Source organism: Acinetobacter sp. SWBY1, from assembly GCF_002946595.1.
Classification (GTDB): Bacteria; Pseudomonadota; Gammaproteobacteria; order Pseudomonadales; family Moraxellaceae; genus Acinetobacter; species Acinetobacter towneri.
The window spans coordinates 1,698,520-1,716,147 of record NZ_CP026616.1 but is presented as its reverse complement, the minus strand read 5'-3'; the positions used below and the strand labels follow the sequence as shown (position 1 = coordinate 1,716,147).

16 protein-coding genes are annotated in these 17,628 nt (G+C 40.9%); 13 read left to right on the top strand and 3 right to left on the bottom strand.

Annotation, left to right across the window (positions count from 1 at the left end; translation table 11 throughout):
• The first annotated feature begins 308 nt into the window (after nucleotides 1–308).
• The 13 genes from gltB to C3Y93_RS08180 all read left to right on the top strand — a co-directional run bounded on the left by gltB (nucleotide 309) and on the right by C3Y93_RS08180 (nucleotide 15,935).
• Nucleotides 309–4,784: a glutamate synthase large subunit gene (gene gltB, locus C3Y93_RS08245; RefSeq protein WP_171287392.1), complete on the top strand. Its 4,476-nt coding sequence runs from the start codon at nucleotides 309–311 to the stop codon at nucleotides 4,782–4,784.
• Nucleotides 4,785–4,875: 91 nt separating this feature from the next.
• Complete coding sequence (locus C3Y93_RS08240) at nucleotides 4,876–6,297, top strand: FAD-dependent oxidoreductase (protein ID WP_104853262.1); 1,422 nt, start codon at nucleotides 4,876–4,878, stop codon at nucleotides 6,295–6,297.
• Between the two features lie 291 nt (nucleotides 6,298–6,588).
• Nucleotides 6,589–7,179 (top strand): LemA family protein, encoded by a 591-nt coding sequence (locus C3Y93_RS08235; protein ID WP_019836149.1) that lies wholly within the window; start codon nucleotides 6,589–6,591, stop codon nucleotides 7,177–7,179.
• A gap of 20 nt (nucleotides 7,180–7,199) precedes the next feature.
• Nucleotides 7,200–8,306: a TPM domain-containing protein gene (locus C3Y93_RS08230; protein ID WP_104852644.1), complete on the top strand. Its 1,107-nt coding sequence runs from the start codon at nucleotides 7,200–7,202 to the stop codon at nucleotides 8,304–8,306.
• Nucleotides 8,300–8,860, top strand: coding sequence for a TPM domain-containing protein (locus tag C3Y93_RS08225; RefSeq protein ID WP_104852643.1), 561 nt, complete (start codon nucleotides 8,300–8,302; stop codon nucleotides 8,858–8,860). Before C3Y93_RS08230 ends, C3Y93_RS08225 begins: the two co-directional genes overlap by 7 nt.
• 618 nt (nucleotides 8,861–9,478) lie before the next feature.
• A complete protein-coding gene (locus C3Y93_RS08220; protein WP_104852642.1) occupies nucleotides 9,479–10,012 on the top strand; it encodes a pilin in 534 nt (177 codons plus the stop codon).
• Between the two features lie 115 nt (nucleotides 10,013–10,127).
• The gene (gene tfpZ, locus C3Y93_RS08215; RefSeq protein WP_104852641.1) at nucleotides 10,128–10,862 is read left to right on the top strand and encodes a TfpX/TfpZ family type IV pilin accessory protein; all 735 of its coding nucleotides are present in this window, start codon (nucleotides 10,128–10,130) and stop codon (nucleotides 10,860–10,862) included.
• Between the two features lie 63 nt (nucleotides 10,863–10,925).
• On the top strand, nucleotides 10,926–11,627 hold the full coding sequence (locus C3Y93_RS08210) for an IS1-like element ISPa14 family transposase (protein ID WP_104852640.1): 702 nt from the start codon (nucleotides 10,926–10,928) through the stop codon (nucleotides 11,625–11,627).
• Nucleotides 11,628–11,863: 236 nt separating this feature from the next.
• A complete protein-coding gene (locus C3Y93_RS08200) occupies nucleotides 11,864–12,262 on the top strand; it encodes a hypothetical protein (RefSeq protein WP_104852638.1) in 399 nt (132 codons plus the stop codon).
• A 91-nt stretch (nucleotides 12,263–12,353) separates the two neighbouring features.
• Nucleotides 12,354–13,079 (top strand): hypothetical protein, encoded by a 726-nt coding sequence (locus tag C3Y93_RS08195; protein ID WP_104852637.1) that lies wholly within the window; start codon nucleotides 12,354–12,356, stop codon nucleotides 13,077–13,079.
• Nucleotides 13,080–13,556: 477 nt separating this feature from the next.
• Nucleotides 13,557–15,188 carry a PglL family O-oligosaccharyltransferase gene (locus C3Y93_RS08190; protein WP_104852636.1) on the top strand — a complete coding sequence of 544 codons (1,632 nt, stop codon included), beginning with the start codon at nucleotides 13,557–13,559 and terminating at the stop codon, nucleotides 15,186–15,188.
• Nucleotides 15,189–15,406: 218 nt separating this feature from the next.
• On the top strand, nucleotides 15,407–15,649 hold the full coding sequence (locus C3Y93_RS08185; protein WP_004974509.1) for a type II toxin-antitoxin system ParD family antitoxin: 243 nt from the start codon (nucleotides 15,407–15,409) through the stop codon (nucleotides 15,647–15,649).
• Nucleotides 15,642–15,935, top strand: a complete 294-nt coding sequence (locus C3Y93_RS08180) for a type II toxin-antitoxin system RelE/ParE family toxin (RefSeq protein ID WP_070153485.1) — start codon at nucleotides 15,642–15,644, stop codon at nucleotides 15,933–15,935. The genes C3Y93_RS08185 and C3Y93_RS08180 overlap by 8 nt, the downstream gene beginning before the upstream one ends.
• Before the next feature lie 165 nt (nucleotides 15,936–16,100).
• On the opposite strand, the gene bfr is transcribed toward C3Y93_RS08180, so the two are convergent.
• The 3 genes from bfr to C3Y93_RS08165 form a co-directional block, all read right to left on the bottom strand.
• Nucleotides 16,101–16,565: a heteropolymeric bacterioferritin subunit Bfr gene (gene bfr, locus C3Y93_RS08175; protein ID WP_096901270.1), complete on the bottom strand. Its 465-nt coding sequence runs from the start codon at nucleotides 16,563–16,565 to the stop codon at nucleotides 16,101–16,103.
• A gap of 247 nt (nucleotides 16,566–16,812) precedes the next feature.
• A complete protein-coding gene (locus tag C3Y93_RS08170; RefSeq protein WP_004974511.1) occupies nucleotides 16,813–17,007 on the bottom strand; it encodes a bacterioferritin-associated ferredoxin in 195 nt (64 codons plus the stop codon).
• A gap of 171 nt (nucleotides 17,008–17,178) precedes the next feature.
• The gene (locus tag C3Y93_RS08165) at nucleotides 17,179–17,562 is read right to left on the bottom strand and encodes a RidA family protein (RefSeq protein ID WP_004809961.1); all 384 of its coding nucleotides are present in this window, start codon (nucleotides 17,560–17,562) and stop codon (nucleotides 17,179–17,181) included.
• Nucleotides 17,563–17,628: the final 66 nt, after the last annotated feature.

Below are 17,628 nucleotides of genomic sequence, written 5' to 3'. Positions count from 1 at the left end.
GATTTTATTTTACATTTATGCGGTGAATGCTGAAATTTGGTTATGGTTGAATAAAAAAATAAAGTTGGCATTGTTTTTGCTTTTATTGGTGCGTGAATTGAGTTGTTGTCCCTATTTTGGCGCAAAAAATTCAATGATTGTGCGAAACTGTCAAATTTGCCTGCTACATTCAAGTGTAAAAGTTGCGTAAATGAGAGATAGGTCATTTACTCTAAGTTGATGTTTAGAGTTGTAAATTGAGTTAAATCGCAAAAACAGATTGTTTAATTGGCCCAATTGGGCAAGTAAAAGAAGGGTACGCTATGCACATGCCATCGCCTAATACTGTAGCTCCCACTCAAGGTTTATACCAACCAGATGAGTTTAAAGATAACTGTGGTTTCGGTTTAATCGCCCATATGCAGGGTGATGCAAGCCATGATCTCGTCAAGACTGCCATTCATAGTTTAAGTTGCATGACCCACCGTGGTGGTATTGCCGCAGACGGTAAAACGGGCGATGGATGTGGTTTGCTGTTGGCGATGCCAAAGCAATTTTTCCGCGAAGAAGCAAAACGCTTAAGTGACATTACCCTGAGCGAAATTTTTGCAGTGGGTACGGTCTTTCTGAACCTCGACCCTGCCTTAGCGACACATGCTAAAAATATCCTGACCAAAGAAATTGAAGCAGAAGGCTGTAAAGTATTGGCTTGGCGTGTGGTGCCAACCAATAATGAGGCATTGGGCGAAATCGCCATGCAGTCTTTGCCTGCTTTTGAGCAAATTATTGTCAATTGCCCATTGGGTGTGACTGAGGTTGAATTTAACCGCAAACTATTTTTGGCGCGTCGTCGTGCCGAGCAGCAATTGACTGCTGATCCATATTTTTATGTGACCACGTTATGCTCAACCGTGATCAGCTATAAAGGTTTGATGATGCCTGCAGCGATTGCAGACTTCTATACCGACCTTGCCGATGCGCGTTTGGCATCACATATTGTGGTGTTCCACCAGCGTTTCTCGACCAACACCTTGCCACGTTGGCCATTGGCGCAGCCGTTCCGTTATTTAGCACACAATGGTGAAATCAACACCATTACCGCCAACCGTAACTGGGCAATGGCACGTACTCCTAAATTTGAAAATCCATTATTACCGGGTTTGACTGAGCTTACGCCAATTGTAAACCGTACAGGTTCAGACTCATCTAGCTTGGACAATATGCTGGAAATTCTGGTGGGTGGCGGAATGGATTTATTCCGTGCCTTGCGCATGTTGGTTCCGCCTGCATGGCAGAACGTCGAAACCATTGATGCCGATTTACGCGCCTTCTATGAATTTAACTCGAAACACATGGAAGCGTGGGATGGCCCTGCTGGTTTGGTAATTCAAGATGGTCGTCATGCCATCTGTATGTTAGACCGTAATGGTTTGCGTCCTGCGCGTTGGGTGATCACTAAAAATGGCTACATTACTTTGGCCTCTGAAATTGGGGTGTGGGGTTATGAGCCTGAAGATGTAATTTCTAAAGGACGTGTTGGTCCTGGTCAAATTTTGGTGGTGGATACCTTTACTGGCAAAGTGCTCGATACGCAGGATGTAAATAACCATCTGAAAAGAATGCGTCCTTATCGTGAATGGTTACGTGAAAATTCAATCCGTTTACAAGGTAGCCCAGAGCTTGAAGAATATTTGTGTGATCAGGGTTTAAAAGGTGATGCCTTAAAAGCTGCACAAAAAATGTTTATGGTGACCTTTGAAGAGCGTGATCAATTATTGCGTCCAATCGCAGAAAGTGGTCAGGAAGCCGTGGGTTCCATGGGTGATGATACGCCAATGGCAGTATTGTCGCGCCAGGTACGCCATGTGTCGGATTATTTCCGTCAGCAGTTTGCGCAGGTGACCAATCCACCGATTGACCCATTGCGTGAATCGATCGTGATGTCTTTGGAAACCTGTTTAGGGCGTGAACAAAACGTATTTGAGCAAGGTCCAGAACATGCAGACCGCTTGATTATCTCAAGTCCTGTGTTGACCAATTCCAAAATGCACCAAATTCGCACTTTGGGTCGTAAAGGCTATGAAATTGCCGACATCGACCTGAACTATGCCGAAAATGAAGGTTTGCAAGCTGCGATTCAACGGATTTGTGAAACTGCTGCACAAGCGGTGCGTGAGGGTAAAACTTTATTGGTACTCACCGATAAAAAAATCCGTGAAGGTTACTTGCCTGCCAATGCAGTCATGGCGACTGGTGCGGTGCATCACTACTTAATTCAAGTCGGTTTACGTACCGATGCTAACATTATTGTGGAAACAGGTTTTGCCCGCGATCCTCACCAATTTGCAGTATTGCTCGGTTTTGGTGCAACTGCAGTGTACCCATATTTGGCTTATGATGTGATCAATGACTTGATTGCCAAAGGCGAGTTATTGGGCGATCCAGTTTATGCGCAAAGCAATTTCCGCAAAGGCATTGAAAAAGGCTTGCTCAAAGTCTTATCCAAAATGGGGATTTCAACTGTCGCATCTTACCGTGGTGGTCAGTTGTTTGAGGCAGTCGGCTTATCTGCCGAAGTGGTGAATACTTGCTTTATTGGTGTACCGAGTCGTATTCAGGGTGCAACTTTTGCCGATCTGGAAAATGATCAGAAAAAATTGGCAGATACTGCATGGAAATCGCGTAAGCCAATTGATCAGGGCGGTCTGCTGAAATTTGTATTTGGCAAGGAATACCATGCCTTTAACCCAGATGTGATCAATGCCTTACACAAAGCGGTGCGTTCAGGCAATTATGCAGATTTTAAAGAATATGCAGAAATCGTGAATAATCGCCCAATCGCAACCATTCGTGATCTATTCAAGTTAAAAACAGACAATTCCATTGCCTTAGATCAAGTGGAATCGGTTGAACAAATTTTACCGCGATTCGACTCTGCGGGCATGTCTTTGGGTGCGTTGTCACCAGAAGCGCATGAAGCCATTGCCATTGCCATGAACACCATTGGTGGACGTTCAAACTCAGGTGAGGGTGGTGAAGACCCTGCGCGTTACGGCACAATTCGTAACTCGAAAATCAAACAGATTGCTTCGGGACGTTTTGGGGTCACACCTGCTTACTTAACCTCTGCAGAAGTGTTGCAGATTAAAGTGGCACAGGGTGCAAAACCAGGCGAGGGTGGTCAGTTACCGGGTGGTAAAGTGAATGGCTTGATTGCCCGTTTACGTTACTCTGTGCCGGGTGTGACTTTGATTTCACCACCGCCACACCACGATATTTATTCGATTGAAGACTTGTCACAATTGATTTTTGATTTAAAACAAGTCAATCCACAAGCCATGGTATCGGTCAAGTTGGTATCTGAACCGGGTGTGGGGACCATTGCAGCAGGTGTCGCTAAAGCCTATGCCGACTTCATTACCATCTCAGGTTATGATGGTGGTACAGCAGCATCGCCGTTGTCATCTATTCACCATGCAGGTTCGCCATGGGAATTAGGTTTAAGCGAGGCGCACCAAGCTTTACGTGTGAATGATTTGCGTGGCAAAGTTCGTGTGCAAACCGATGGTGGTTTAAAAACTGGCCTAGATGTGGTTAAAGCTGCAATTTTAGGTGCAGAAAGCTTCGGTTTTGGTTCAACACCAATGATTGCTTTAGGCTGTAAATACTTGCGTATTTGCCACTTAAACAACTGTGCTACTGGTGTAGCAACGCAGCAAGATCATTTGCGTCAGGAACACTATATTGGTGAACCACAAATGCTGATCAACTTCTTCACATTTATTGCTGAAGAAACTCGTGAATGGTTAGCAGCATTGGGTGTGGCGAGCTTAAAAGACTTGATTGGTCGTACCGACTTACTGGAAATTTTACCGGGTGAAACTGAAAAACATGCACATCTTGATTTAAATGCCTTGTTAGAATCACACCCTGCAGCAGAAGGCAAAGCGCAATACTGCCAAGTTGAAGGCAATGCACCATTTGACAAAGGCGTTTTGGCTGAAAAAATGATTGCAGAGATGTTGCCTGCAATTGAAGCAGGTACGGGCGGCGAGTATTACTTTAACGTGAGCAACTGTGACCGTTCTATTGGTGCACGTATTTCAGGTGAAATTGCGCGTCGTTATGGTAACTTGAGCATGGAACATCATCCTGTCAAAGTGAATCTTATTGGTACTGCGGGACAATCTTTGGGTGTTTGGAATGCAGGTGGTTTGCATATCAAACTTGAAGGTGATGCCAATGACTATGTGGGTAAAGGCATGGCGGGTGGACGTATTTCCATCTTCCCACCAAAAGGTTCACCTTTCCAAACGCAGAATACTGCCATTATTGGTAATACCTGCCTCTATGGTGCAACCGGTGGTAAATTATTTGCTGCAGGTACGGCAGGTGAGCGTTTTGCGGTGCGCAACTCGGGCGCGTTTGCAGTCATTGAAGGCGCAGGCGACCATTGCTGTGAATACATGACAGGCGGTATTGTGACTGTATTGGGCAAAGTGGGTCATAACTTCGGTGCAGGTATGACCGGTGGTTTTGCTTATGTACTCGATTTAGATAATGACTTCGTTGACCATTACAACCACGAACTCATTGAATTGAACCGTATCTCAACTGAATCGATGGAAGAACATACAGAGTTCTTGTGCCGTATTTTAGATGAACATATTAAAGAAACAGGCAGTGCGTGGGCATACAAAATCCGCCATGAGTTTGATTTCTATAGCCGTAAATTCTGGTTGGTAAAACCAAAAGCTGCCAACTTGCAGACTTTGTTGAAAACCACCCAAGCAGATCCACAATAATCCACGACTCAGCATTCGGCAGATGTGGATAACTTTAGACTTATACCCAGTGTAAATGTCGCGTTATCCACATCCGCCTACGGAGAAAGACATGGCAGAACGCCTACATAATGACTTTCAATTTCTGGATGTAGCACGACAAGATCCAGAGAAAAAAGATCTCGATGTCCGCAAAAATGAGTTTGTGGAAATTTATAAACCATTTACAGCAGAAGTGGCGGCCAATCAGACCCATCGTTGTTTGGGCTGTGGTAACCCGTACTGTGAATGGAAATGCCCTGTGCATAACTACATTCCTAACTGGCTCAAACTAATTTCGGAAGGTCGTATTTTTCAGGCAGCAGAATTGTGTCATCAAACCAATACCTTGCCTGAAGTCTGTGGACGAGTTTGTCCACAAGATCGTTTGTGTGAAGGCGCATGTACCTTAAATGATGGTTTTGGTGCAGTGACCATTGGCAATGCCGAAAAGTACATTAACGATACTGCTTTTGCCTTGGGCTGGCGTCCAGACATGTCGCATGTGAAATGGACCGATAAAAAAGTTGCGATTATTGGTGCAGGCCCTGCAGGTTTAGGCTGTGCCGATATTTTGGTGCGTAATGGCGTCAAACCGGTAGTCTTTGACAAACGCCCTGAAATTGGTGGCTTGCTCACCTTTGGTATTCCAGAATTTAAAATGGAAAAAGACGTGATGAAACGCCGCCGAGAAATTTTTTCTGGCATGGGGGTTGAATTCCGTTTAAATACCGAAATTGGTACAGATATCACGATTGAACAATTGCTTGCAGATTACGATGCCGTGTTCATGGGCATGGGCACTTATACCTATATGAAAGGTGGATTTGCTGGTGAAGATTTAGATGGTGTTTATGATGCGCTGGATTTCTTGATTGCCAATGTCAACCGTTGCCAAGGCTGGGAAAAAGACCCTGCAGAATACATCAGTGTTGAAGGCAAAAAAGTGATTGTACTGGGTGGTGGGGATACTGCCATGGACTGTAACCGTACTTCTATTCGTCAAGGTGCGCAGGAAGTGACCTGTGCTTATCGTCGTGATGAAGCCAATATGCCAGGTTCACGTCGTGAAGTGACCAACGCCCGTGAAGAAGGGGTGAATTTCTTATTTAATCGTCAACCGATCGAAATCGTCGGGGAAAATGGCAAAGTCACAGGCGTTAAAGTGGTGACAACACAGTTGGGTGAGCCTGACAGCCGTGGTCGTCGTAGTCCTGAGCCTGTTCCAGGTTCAGAAGAAATTTTAGCTGCTGATGCGGTATTGCTTGCTTTTGGTTTCCGTGCCAGCCCTGCAGATTGGTTTGCCTCTGCCAATGTTGGGGTAGACGGTTCAGGTCGTGTAGTGGCAGCAGAACAGCAAACATTTAAGTTCCAAACGTCTAACCCTAAAATTTTTGCAGGGGGCGATATGGTGCGTGGTTCTGATTTGGTCGTGACTGCAATTTGGGAAGGTCGTCAGGCGGCAGAAGGTATTTTAGATTATTTAGAGATCTAAACGAATTTGTTTTGCTTAGATCTTAAAAGGGCTGAGTTTTAAGGAATTCAGTCCTTTTTTATTGGATATTTTATCCCGCTCATCTTCTTGTGGAATATATTGCCATCCCAGATTCTTATAAGGTTTAAGAGCTGAAACTTCAATATCAATTCAATCTGCTGTACAAGGTTATTGTTTGATGTAAACAGTTTGGTGATTCGCTCGATTAAACAAAATACACAAACAGGTCAGAATTTCACGTTAGAATGAAATCATTTCAAACAAATACAAAGAAAATTTAGAGGTTAATATATGAATTTCACAAAAAAAACCATGCTCGCGGTGGCTTTAACCAGTACTTTGACATTAAGCGGCTGCGGCTATAACACCTTACAAGTGAAAGATGAAGCCGTGACTGCTTCTTGGTCAGAAGTCCAAAACCAATATCAACGCCGTGCCGATTTAGTGCCAAACTTGGTGAATGTGGTCAAAGGCTATGCCAAACATGAAGAACAAGTCTTGACTGAAGTCACTCAGGCACGTGCCAATGTCGCAGGCTTAAAAGTGGATAAGTCGGTATTAGAAGACCCTGCGTTATTCCAGAAATATCAGGAAGCACAGGCGCAAATGACCAGTGCCTTATCACGTTTAATTGCGGTGTCTGAAAATTATCCAGACTTAAAAGCCAATGAGCAATTCCGTGATTTACAAGTACAACTAGAAGGCACAGAAAACCGTATTGCCGTGGCGCGTAACCGTTACATCAGCACAGTGCAAGACTTTAACAGCTATGCACGCCAGTTCCCACAAGTGATGACCGCTAAAGTGATTGGCATGGACACCAAACCAAACTTCAGTGCCGAGCAAAGCGCACAAACTGCACCGAAAGTTTCGTTTGAATAATGCATAGGGAGGATGACTGAATGCTGCTATCGTACAGCAAGACCCACATGAGTCTAGCGCAGATGCTGCCGCTCATGGCAGTTATGTGTTTCAGTTGCTTGGCAAATAGTGAAGTTGCTACAGCAACCGATGAAACTGCCGAAGCTGTGGTGCTAGGTAAAATTGTGCAGCAACAGTATCCTCAAACTGCCAACCCTATCCCTGATCTTGTAAATTCACGCCAGCCTACATCTGGCACTCAGCAAGCACCTGTAGAAACGCCTGTTCAGCAACCACAAATTGCGAGTGATATGGCAGAGGGTGAATCCATCCGTACTTTGCCGACGTTAAATCAGCCCGTGGTCGATCAAGCCAATTTGCTCACTGCCGCAGAAAAACAGCAAATCAGCCAGCGAATTTTAAATTTACATCAACACGCCAAAGCACAAATAGGCGTGGTGATTGTTCCAACTACAGGGCAGGAAGATATTTTTGATTTTGCCATGCGGGTCGCAGAACAATGGCAGCTCGGTTCTGCCAAGCAAGATAATGGTGTGTTGATGGCAATTGCGGTCAATGACCGCCGTATTCAGATTTTAACGGGTTACGGTTTAGAGGGCGTGCTGCCCGATATTGTAGTCAGTCGGATTATTAACCAACGCATTACACCGTATTTTAAACAAGCGCAATATGCACAAGGCATAGATGCAGGCTTGGCAGAAATTGAACGGATTTTAAACCTAGATCCAGAAGTTGCTGCACAAGCGGCGCAAGAACTGAAACAACGCCATGAACAAGCCTTGCAAGAACAACAGGCGCGTGAAAAAACCTTGAGCACTGCTTTATTTATTTTAATTGCAGGGGTAATTGGCTCACTGATTGTTGGAAAACGCTTAAGTGCTTCAACCGCTGCCGTGGCAGGTACAGTGGCAGGTTTGGTCAATGGTGCAGGCTTAATCACCAGTTTAATGATTGGTGCGGGGATTTTCTTTTTACTCATTACCGCCATTGCACAGACCATTTTCCAAATTTTCTTGTCCTCTGCGGGGCGTGGTGGTGGGCGTGGCGGTGGCGGTTTTGGTGGAGGAGGCGGCTATAGCGGCGGAGGCGGTGGCTTTGGTGGGGGAGGAGCATCAGGATCATGGTAACAACAACCGATACAACAGAAATTATTACCCAACCTAAAACAGAAATGGTGACGCGACCCTGTTTGAAGCGTTGGCTGAAGCATTTCTTTTATTTACCTGCCACCAAGCGTTTTTTTAATACGCAGGATCAACATGCAATTGCAGAAGCGGTGACTGCTGCCGAGCAGGGGCATGTGGGTGAAATTCAGGTGGTGATTGAAGGCTGTTTACCATCGCGTATGGCTTATTATGTCGATACGCATGCCCGCGCACGTCAGTTATTTGCAGAATTGGGTGTTTGGGATACTGAACTGAATAGCGGGGTTTTGCTGTACCTAAATTTGTGTGAGCGCAAAGTGGAAATTGTGATTGACCGTGGGATTAAAACTGCGACTACGCAACAGGTGTGGGATGACGTCTGTGCGCATATTGTGCAGGGTTTGGCACAGCAGCAGTATCGACAAGCGGTGATGACGGGTGTGCAAGAAATTGGTGAGATTTTGGATGCTTTTTATGACTGCCAGTGGGTAGATCGTGAGAATGAATTGAGCAATGCTCCGATTATTTTGGGGTGAGTGCTGTTAGCGTTCTTTTCTTTTTTAAATCCTCCTTCTTGCGCCATACATGGCTTAATTTTTTTAAATCCCCCTCAATCCCCCTTTTTTCAAAGGGGGAAGTTTGCACAAGTTTATTTGGCGATGTGCCAAAAAGTGAAAACTTGCGTATTTTTAATTTTTTTCACATGAAATCAATTTTATAATGAATGTTCCTCTCTTTTTTAAAGAGAGGCTAGGAGAGATTTTTAAATATTGGCAGCTTTCATTACATTTGACTCATTTTTTCAAAGTGGGAATTTGTATGAGTACAAAAGACAACCATTGCACACAAGCTAAATTTGCTGAAATTTAGATCAAATATTTGAATAAATGTGTGACAGGATTATTTTAAAAATTAAAAAACGTGAATTATTTATCTAAAATTGACAAAAATTGTTAAGTTTTCAATTTACGCCTGACAATAATTGTCACTTTTTAACAAAAATATACAGATGAATTTATAGTCTGAATTTTTTTATGTATAAGGTGCTGTTTTTCTGTGTAAATTGTCTATAATAAAAGCTGGCACGTTTAGTGCTAAGTATAAAATAGCTTACAAAGCTTATAACTAAATTAACAACATTTGTGGAGAATGTTATGAATACAATCCAGAAGGGCTTTACGCTCATCGAACTTATGATTGTCGTCGCTATTATCGGTATTTTGGCTGCAGTTGCGATTCCTGCTTATCAAAGCTACACTATTCGTGCAAAAGTAACTGAAGGTTTATCTTTGGCTGCTGCTGCCAAGACAGCAGTTGCTGAAACATTGTCTTCACGCAGTTCTGGTGGTGTTGCAGCTTATACAGGTACTGGCGCAGCAGCAAATGGTTCTTATGGCTTTGAGTTTACGGCAACAGAAAATGTAGCAAAAATTGAAATTGCTGAAGTTGCAGATGTTGCAACTCCAGCAGTAGGCGATGGCTTAATCACGATTACTTATGCTGGTCAAATTGCAGGTGCCATGACTGGTGATAAGGTTTATCTACAACCAGGTAGCGGTACTATTGCCAATGGTGCATTACCAACTGCTGCAATTTTACCAGGTCAACCAATTGTTTGGGGTTGTGCTGTAGCTGATGCTAAAGATTATAAATATGTACCATCTAACTGCCGTGTAACTAAATCTTAATGAAGTTTTAGTCTATAAAAACCGTGCTTTCTTCGGAAGGTACGGTTTCTCTTTGGAAAAAATAAAAATGAATATAATTATTTTATCAATCAAAAAAACGTAGTTTTTCTCACATATGTCTAAACCCCTAAAATTTTTTCTCAGTCATCTATCACTCTCTTTCCTAATCGCTTTATTCGTGGTTGGATTAGTCTTTTTTATTTGGTATCCATCGCCGCTCGCTACAGCAGTTGGTGTGACTCATATCTTTTTAATGCTATTGGTCATCGACGTAATTTTAGGACCACTTTTAGGCTTATTGGTCTATAAAGAAGGTAAAAAAACACTAAAATTTGACCTAAGTGTCATTATTCTAATTCAAATCGCAGCTTTATGTTATGGCATATTTAGCATTGAACAAGGTCGTCCCGCATGGTTGGTTTATAGTGTAGATCGTTTTGAATTGGTTAGAAAAAATGAATTGGTTGATAGTAATATTCAGCAAGCACAATCACAATTCCAAAAACCTTCATGGTTTAAACCACAATATGTCGCCACTGAATTTGCCAAAGACACACAACAACGCAATGATGAAATGTTTGCAGAGGTTTTTAGCGGTATTTCTATTGCGCAGCGCCCCGAACGCTATGTAGAGCTCACTCAAGCTAAAAACCAAATCCAACAACGCGCATTACCACTTGCAGAATTGGAACAGTACAATTCAAAAACTGAAGTTGAAAAAACTTTAGCAAAATATCCAAAAGCAGATGCTTGGCTACCCTTAAAAGCCAATGCCGTAGATATGGTGGTTTTAGTCAATAAAGAATCCGCATCTATCATCAAAATAGTAGATTTAAGACCGTGGAAATAATTTCGGTGGTGTTTCAAAAAGTATGCTGAAACAAAGCAGGTTGAATTTTGATAAAATAGAGAAATGCGAATAACTCTAGAAATCAAATGTCCAACCTGCCTCAGTGACAGTATAAAGAAAAATGGCATCAAAGTAGATGGGAAACAAAACTATCAGTGCAAACACTGTAAACGTCAGTTTATTGGTGACCATGCTCTGAGCTATCTAGGATGTAATTCAGGCATTACTCGAAAAATATTACAGTTGATGGTCAGAGGTAGTGGTATACGAGATATCGCTGAAGTTGAGCGAATCAGTATCGGTAAAGTTTTACGTACTTTAACCGAATCGACCTACCAAATTCAGCCTAAACAAAGTCATTATGAGTCTCTTGAAGTTGATGAGTTTTGGACTTTTGTGGGAAATAAAAATAATAAACAATGGCTTATTTACGCCTACCATCGAGAAACAGGTGAGATTGTTGCTTATGTTTGGGGTAAAAGAGACTTAGCTACAGTTCAACGATTGAAGACAAAGCTTAAACAATTAGGTATTCACTACACCCGAATTGCAAGTGATCATTGGGACAGTTTCATAACTGCTTTTAAAAACTGCGAGCAAAGTATTGGTAAATTTTTTACTGTAGGTATTGAAGGTAATAATTGCAAAATAAGGCATCGAATTAGGCGCGGTTTTAGAAGGAGTTGTAATTTTTCAAAAAAGATTGAAAACCATTTTAAAGCTTTCGACTTAACCTTTTTTTACATCAATAATGGCTTCATTTAATGTCAGCATACTTTTTGAAACACCACCATAATTTCTTAAGTTAAAAATGGGGAATTTAAGTATTTCCCGTGCAATTTTCTGTTTCCAATCTGCTGTAGAATAATTGTTGAAACATGAGTTGTTCCCTTGAAATTCATATTCAATTATAGAAAAGATAGCCTGTGACTGAATAAAACTATTTTTGTCTTTTATATTGTTATAATATATGCAAATTCCGCTTATAGAGTTCCAAAACAATGACAAAAGAAAGCTTAAAAGAATATGTTGTTCGGGAAACAAATTTGCACTGGCAACACCAGAAAACTCCTTTTTTATTGAGTTCTATTGGTAAGGATTATAGTAAACAGGAAATCAAGGAACAGACCCAAAGTCAAAGCATTATTTTTTGGATCAAACAAAATTTAGATGCAATGGGACTCAAGTTAATTGTACATCCCAACCAAAAAGCTAAAATTGGACTAATCCCTAAAACTGAACAGTTTACTTATGAAGAAGTCATTGAACAAAAAACTGAGCAGAAGGCTTCCGATAGAGAGCTAACATTAGCATTTATTGAATTATTACAAAAAAAATGTACCGCCAGTGAGTTAGAGCAAATTCATATTCCATTGAAAGTTCTTACAAAATTATTGTGATATTTCAATGCTCAAAATATTTAATTACTTCAAAAAATACCATTGTGAAATTTTGAGTAAATCGGAAAAATCATTTTTTCCTTCGGACTTAATGACTAAAATTTCCAATACATACGAAATTCAATATTTGTGCAAAGAGCAGTGTCCAGAATCAGTATTGTTGCAACGATTACACAAAGAAGCTGAAAATTTGGATTTTATTATCATCTTAAAAGATAGCAATATTTCATTAAACTCACATTTATATAAGTCAGTTTTTATTGCGGACTTAGATATGTCTGATCCACATACTTCAAATGCACATATAAGCTCACAAATTGCTAATAGAATCAAACAGTTCAATTTAGTCAAAATGAATTGTGTATATGCGGATGATGTAGAGTTATTGCGATTACCGTTAGAAAACTTTCGCTCAGGCGCGTTGCTTCGTTTAAAGCAGGTTATGCTTACGAAGGAAACAAATTTCAAAGAAGCTTTCGAAAGCTGTATTGCTACAATTCGAAAGCAGCATCGAAGACCTATGAAAAGATCGCAAGATAAGAAAAAGTATTATGTAGATGATCATGCGCTGTTTTTTAGTTTGGGAAAAGAAATTCATGCAAAACATGCAACAGGCGCACCACATCAAATTATTTGTGATTTAAATGCTAGGTTTCGTTTTGGTTGTGCTATTGACCCAGTCAAGCATTTTAATGTTGCGTATGAAAAAAGTAGTGTGAATTTAATCAGTTGCACATTAAAAAATTGTCATGGTGAGCTAGAAATAGTGAAAAAAAGAACGCATATTAATGTGTTTAGTAATGATTACATAGCATAAAGGACTACCGAAGTAGCCCTTTATGTCATATCTTATGCTAAATGTCTTATAAAGTTACAGATGGTAATTTTTACTAAGCCTTAGCATATCGTTACATTAGTATTCTATTTTTTGTTTGAGGCTAACCCTAAAAGACCATCTCGCAATCTTACAGAAACAACACTGCAATTAATTGAGGTTGCCCCTCTAAGACCATCTCGCAGAAATTCAGAATTAAACACTGCAAAATAAAATAAATACTAATTGCAAAACTTTTAGGAATTACGTCTCTAAAAGCCAGATAATTCGTGAGTATGATTCAAGATAGAATAATACATGGTTCAGAGTATAACACTTAAACAACTATTGCGACAAGTTTGAGTTTAAAGCAAGCACATCAAAGGTGGGGCTATTTTATTTAAATCAACTTCACTCAGAATGACGCCAAACGAACAAAAAAAATATAAGATAGAGCCAGTTTTTTGGTCTATTTTTCTTATGAAATCTGCATTGCTATTTTTGGCTGCCATCCTCATCTCCCTTGCATGGCTATTGCCCATACACTACCGCCCGTGGGTCACTTATACAGGCGAACTTTACGCATTTTTTGCTCTGTTTGCCCTTGCAGCCTGCCTATTCAAAGAAAAATTACAAATACCCAAAATCAGCCTGCCATTACTGGCACTGTGTAGTGTTCCCTTTATTCAGTGGGGCTTTGGCTTAGTCTATTTCTTTGATAAAGCCTTGCTCAGTAGCGTGTATATCTTTAGTTTTTGGCTGGCGATCATTTTTGGCTATAACCTCACTCAAAATAGCATCGAACGTGAACGCATCTTTACTGGTTTTAGTTATGTGCTATTGGGTGCGGGAAGTATTACCGCATTCATGGCGATTTGCCAGTGGCTCACATTCGATCAATACCTGCCTATTATGGTGGATATAAAAATTGGACAACGCCCATATGCCAACTTTGCACAACCAAATAATATGGCGACCTTTTTGGTGATGTCGCTTATGGCATGTCTGTATTTATACGAAAAACAAAAACTTAAAACTGTGTGGATTGTGATTGCCGCTGCCATGATTTTGGTCGGTGTGGTACTGAGTCAGTCGCGTACTTCATGGTTGGCATCGCTGTGCATCTTGACGTATTTGAGCTATCAACAATATCGTGGCGTGGTGCGGATAAAATGGCGCTATAGCTTACTGTGGTTTGCAGCATTTATCGGGCTTATTTTTATCACGCCTTCTTTCAGTCAATTGCTCTCGCAAAGTGCGGAACTTTCAGTGCAATCTCGTGATGTGGTACAACGCGCTACAGGCGATATGTCGCGTTTGGCGATTTGGCAGCAAATGCTCGCTGCAATTGAGCATCAACCGTGGTGGGGTTATGGCTGGCATCAAACCAGTGTGGCTTATGTAAGCATTAGTGAATTTGTACAAGGCCCTGTGTGGATTCGTAGCGCACACAATTTTATTTTGGACTTTGTACTTTGGAATGGTGTGATACTAGGCGTACCATTTTTGGCGTATTTGGGCTATTGGGGCTATCAGTTACATAAATATACCCAGTCGGCTGAATCGGTTGTGGGTATTTTGATGGTCGGTGCATTTAGTGTGCATGCCATGCTGGAATTTCCACAAAACTATGCCTACTTCTTGCTACCTGTAGGTTTTATTATCGGCATGGTTCAGTCACAACGTGTGGTAAAAAGCTTCACTTTATCTGCAATTTATTTACGCACGACTTTTGTGATTGGTGCATTGTTGTTGATGCTGATTTATCGTGATTATGAAGTGATGGTGCCTAAATTGAATCAGTCAGTACGCTATGAACAAACGCCTGAAAAAATTACCCATCAAGACCGTATTTTTGTACTGGAAGAATTTAACCGCCGCATTGAGTGGATTTGTTTAAATCCGTATAGCCTACAAACGCCTGAACAATTGCAGGATATTCATGAAATTGTGTTGAATTATCCAACCCGCTACGATTTATTGAAATATGCACGCGTATTAGCATTTAACGGTTATGAAGCAGAAGCCAAAAAGCAATTATGGTTGTTAAGCACTTTGTGGCAGGTCAATGTAGATTATGCGACTTTATTGGGTGAAGCGGAGCCGCGCTGATTTGTGTAGCGCAAGGAGGGCGATTTGAAAATAGTGAGCCAAATATGGTGAAAATTTTCAATGTTGAAAATCTCTCCCAACTTCTCTTTAAAAAGAGAGGGGGTATTCATTATAAAATTGATTTCATGTGCGAAAATTTAAAGAGATGCTGAACTTTTGTTCAGATAAAGGGAGTTGTGTTAGAATTGTATGATCTATTCAAACAATAAGGCATGCTGATGGCGAGAACTACAAGTGTAACAATTGGCCCACAACTCGATAACTTTGTGAGCAAACTGATTGAATCTGGACGTTATGGTTCAACCAGTGAAGTGATGCGATCTGCACTAAGATTATTGGAGCAGCAAGAAAATCAAACTGCAGCTTTAAAGCAAGCGATTGAAGCAGGTGAGAACAGTGGAGAAAGTACACTTAGCCTAAAAGATATTGCGGCTCAAGTGAAGCAGAAGCATCGTGTATAAGCTATCAAATTTAGCTGTCGACGACTTCACTGCTATTTATGAATACACCTTACTTAATTTTGGTGTAGCTCAAGCTGACCAATACACGCAACATTTGGAAAATACCTTTCATTTGTTAGTGAGTTCACCGCTGATTGGTTATGCATGTGTAGATATTGGCGAGGGAATACGCCGTCACGATCATCATCAACATGCTATTTTTTATAAAAAACAGGATTATGGAATTTTTATTATTCGGATATTGCATCAACAGATGCAACCCATGAAACATTTTTTTGCGTTATAAATACTTTTTTATAAATCCAAGAATTTAAAATGCGCATAAGTAAAATATATTGATATTGAGAGCTTCTTCATTAGAGATAGGCAAGATACTGAATTTTAGGTAAAGTGCCCCAAAAAACAAAAGACTGGAAAACCAGTCTTTTGTGCGATTGAAATGAGATGAATTTTAGAGTTGACTTTGAATATAGTTTTCAATACCCACAGTTTCAACCAAATCAAGTTGTGTCGTTGCCCAGTCTAAGTACTCTTCTTCTTTCTCTAGAATTTCCTGAACCAAATCACGGGTTACATAGTCCAGTTGTTGCTCTGCCAAAACCACCGCTTTTTGAATCGCTTCAATATTCTCTTTGACTTTGCGTACATCGCAATTCAGCACTTCAGCAGTGTGCTGACCAATATACAATTTACCCAAATGTTGTAAATTTGGCAGGCCTTCTAAAAACAGAATACGCTCAATAATTTTATCGGCATGTTTCATTTGACGAATCGATTCTTTATATTCAGCCGAACCCAGTTGTTCAATGCCCCAATCATTAAACATACGTGAATGTAAAAAATATTGATTAATTGCAGTCAGGTGATGATACAAAACTTGGTTGAGTTGATTAATCACATCACGATTGCCTTTCATTGCAGCACTCCATCAACAATTTCTGCCTTAAACCGCTTAAGGCAATCTATATTTCTATCTTAAACAAGACTGGGCAAAATGGCGAGTGATTTATAGAACGGCAAATGAAAATCGCAATCAAAAACAATTAGCTAGGTGGTGTGAAGAAATGTAAGACAAGAAAAACCCGCTGTAGTCGAAAGCGGGAGAGGAAACACCGAGTAAAAATTATAATACTGAAATGCGGGAGAGCAATAAAACGGCAGCTTTAGGCAGCAACGGCAAGACGAGACGCAATTTGTGCAATTTCATCGCTAATGATGGCGCGAGTTTCAGGCGCACAGCGACCACAACAGGTGCCCAAGTCAAACATATCGCGAATTTCACGATAGCTGTCTGCACCATTGGCAACGGCTTCTTTAATGTCTTGATCTGTAATACCACGGCATAAGCAAACGTACATGAATGCAACCACAATAATGAAATAAGATAAGTGTTATTATTGATAATTATTATCGTTTGTCAATAAAAATCATTTGAAAAGCCATTTATTGTAATTGGGTTTTTGAATTAAAAAATGCCACTTAATAGGTGGCATCGTTTATTTGTTTTTAAGTATTTGAATGATAATGACTTATGAATTGATAATCACAACGCCATCCATTTCAACTAAAGCACCTTTAGGTAAGCTGGCCACACCTAAGGCTGCACGCGCAGGGTAAGGTTGTGCAAAATATTCACCCATAATCTGATTGACCAATTGGAAGTGTGATAAATCCGTCAGGAAAATATTGAGCTTGGCAATATCGGCCAAAGAGCCACCCGCCGCTTCGCAAACGGCCTTTAAGTTATCAAATACGCGGCGAATTTGCGCTTCAATGCCTTCTACCAATTCCATGCTGTACGGGTCTAAACCAATTTGACCTGATAAATAAACAGTATTGCCCACTAAAATGGCTTGAGAGTAAGTACCAATTGCTGCAGGTGCATTTTCAGTATGGATGACTTGGCGAGACATTGATTTCTCCTAAAATAATGTACGAACATCATAGACCATCCGACTGCATTTCAGTAGTCTTATTGG

What these genes read in the sequence shown, in the direction of transcription:
- C3Y93_RS08185 (WP_004974509.1), top strand. Translation starts at nt 15,407, where the DNA reads ATGGCGAGAACTACAAGTGTAACAATTGGCCCACAACTCGATAACTTT.
- C3Y93_RS08195 (WP_104852637.1), top strand. Translation starts at nt 12,354, where the DNA reads ATGACTAAAATTTCCAATACATACGAAATTCAATATTTGTGCAAAGAG.
- C3Y93_RS08190 (WP_104852636.1), top strand. Translation starts at nt 13,557, where the DNA reads ATGAAATCTGCATTGCTATTTTTGGCTGCCATCCTCATCTCCCTTGCA.
- C3Y93_RS08200 (WP_104852638.1), top strand. Translation starts at nt 11,864, where the DNA reads ATGACAAAAGAAAGCTTAAAAGAATATGTTGTTCGGGAAACAAATTTG.
- C3Y93_RS08165 (WP_004809961.1), bottom strand. Translation starts at nt 17,562, where the DNA reads ATGTCTCGCCAAGTCATCCATACTGAAAATGCACCTGCAGCAATTGGT.
- C3Y93_RS08230 (WP_104852644.1), top strand. Translation starts at nt 7,200, where the DNA reads ATGCTGCTATCGTACAGCAAGACCCACATGAGTCTAGCGCAGATGCTG.
- C3Y93_RS08220 (WP_104852642.1), top strand. Translation starts at nt 9,479, where the DNA reads ATGAATACAATCCAGAAGGGCTTTACGCTCATCGAACTTATGATTGTC.
- C3Y93_RS08210 (WP_104852640.1), top strand. Translation starts at nt 10,926, where the DNA reads ATGCGAATAACTCTAGAAATCAAATGTCCAACCTGCCTCAGTGACAGT.
- C3Y93_RS08240 (WP_104853262.1), top strand. Translation starts at nt 4,876, where the DNA reads ATGGCAGAACGCCTACATAATGACTTTCAATTTCTGGATGTAGCACGA.
- C3Y93_RS08170 (WP_004974511.1), bottom strand. Translation starts at nt 17,007, where the DNA reads ATGTACGTTTGCTTATGCCGTGGTATTACAGATCAAGACATTAAAGAA.
- gltB (WP_171287392.1), top strand. Translation starts at nt 309, where the DNA reads ATGCCATCGCCTAATACTGTAGCTCCCACTCAAGGTTTATACCAACCA.
- bfr (WP_096901270.1), bottom strand. Translation starts at nt 16,565, where the DNA reads ATGAAAGGCAATCGTGATGTGATTAATCAACTCAACCAAGTTTTGTAT.
- tfpZ (WP_104852641.1), top strand. Translation starts at nt 10,128, where the DNA reads ATGTCTAAACCCCTAAAATTTTTTCTCAGTCATCTATCACTCTCTTTC.
- C3Y93_RS08235 (WP_019836149.1), top strand. Translation starts at nt 6,589, where the DNA reads ATGAATTTCACAAAAAAAACCATGCTCGCGGTGGCTTTAACCAGTACT.
- C3Y93_RS08225 (WP_104852643.1), top strand. Translation starts at nt 8,300, where the DNA reads ATGGTAACAACAACCGATACAACAGAAATTATTACCCAACCTAAAACA.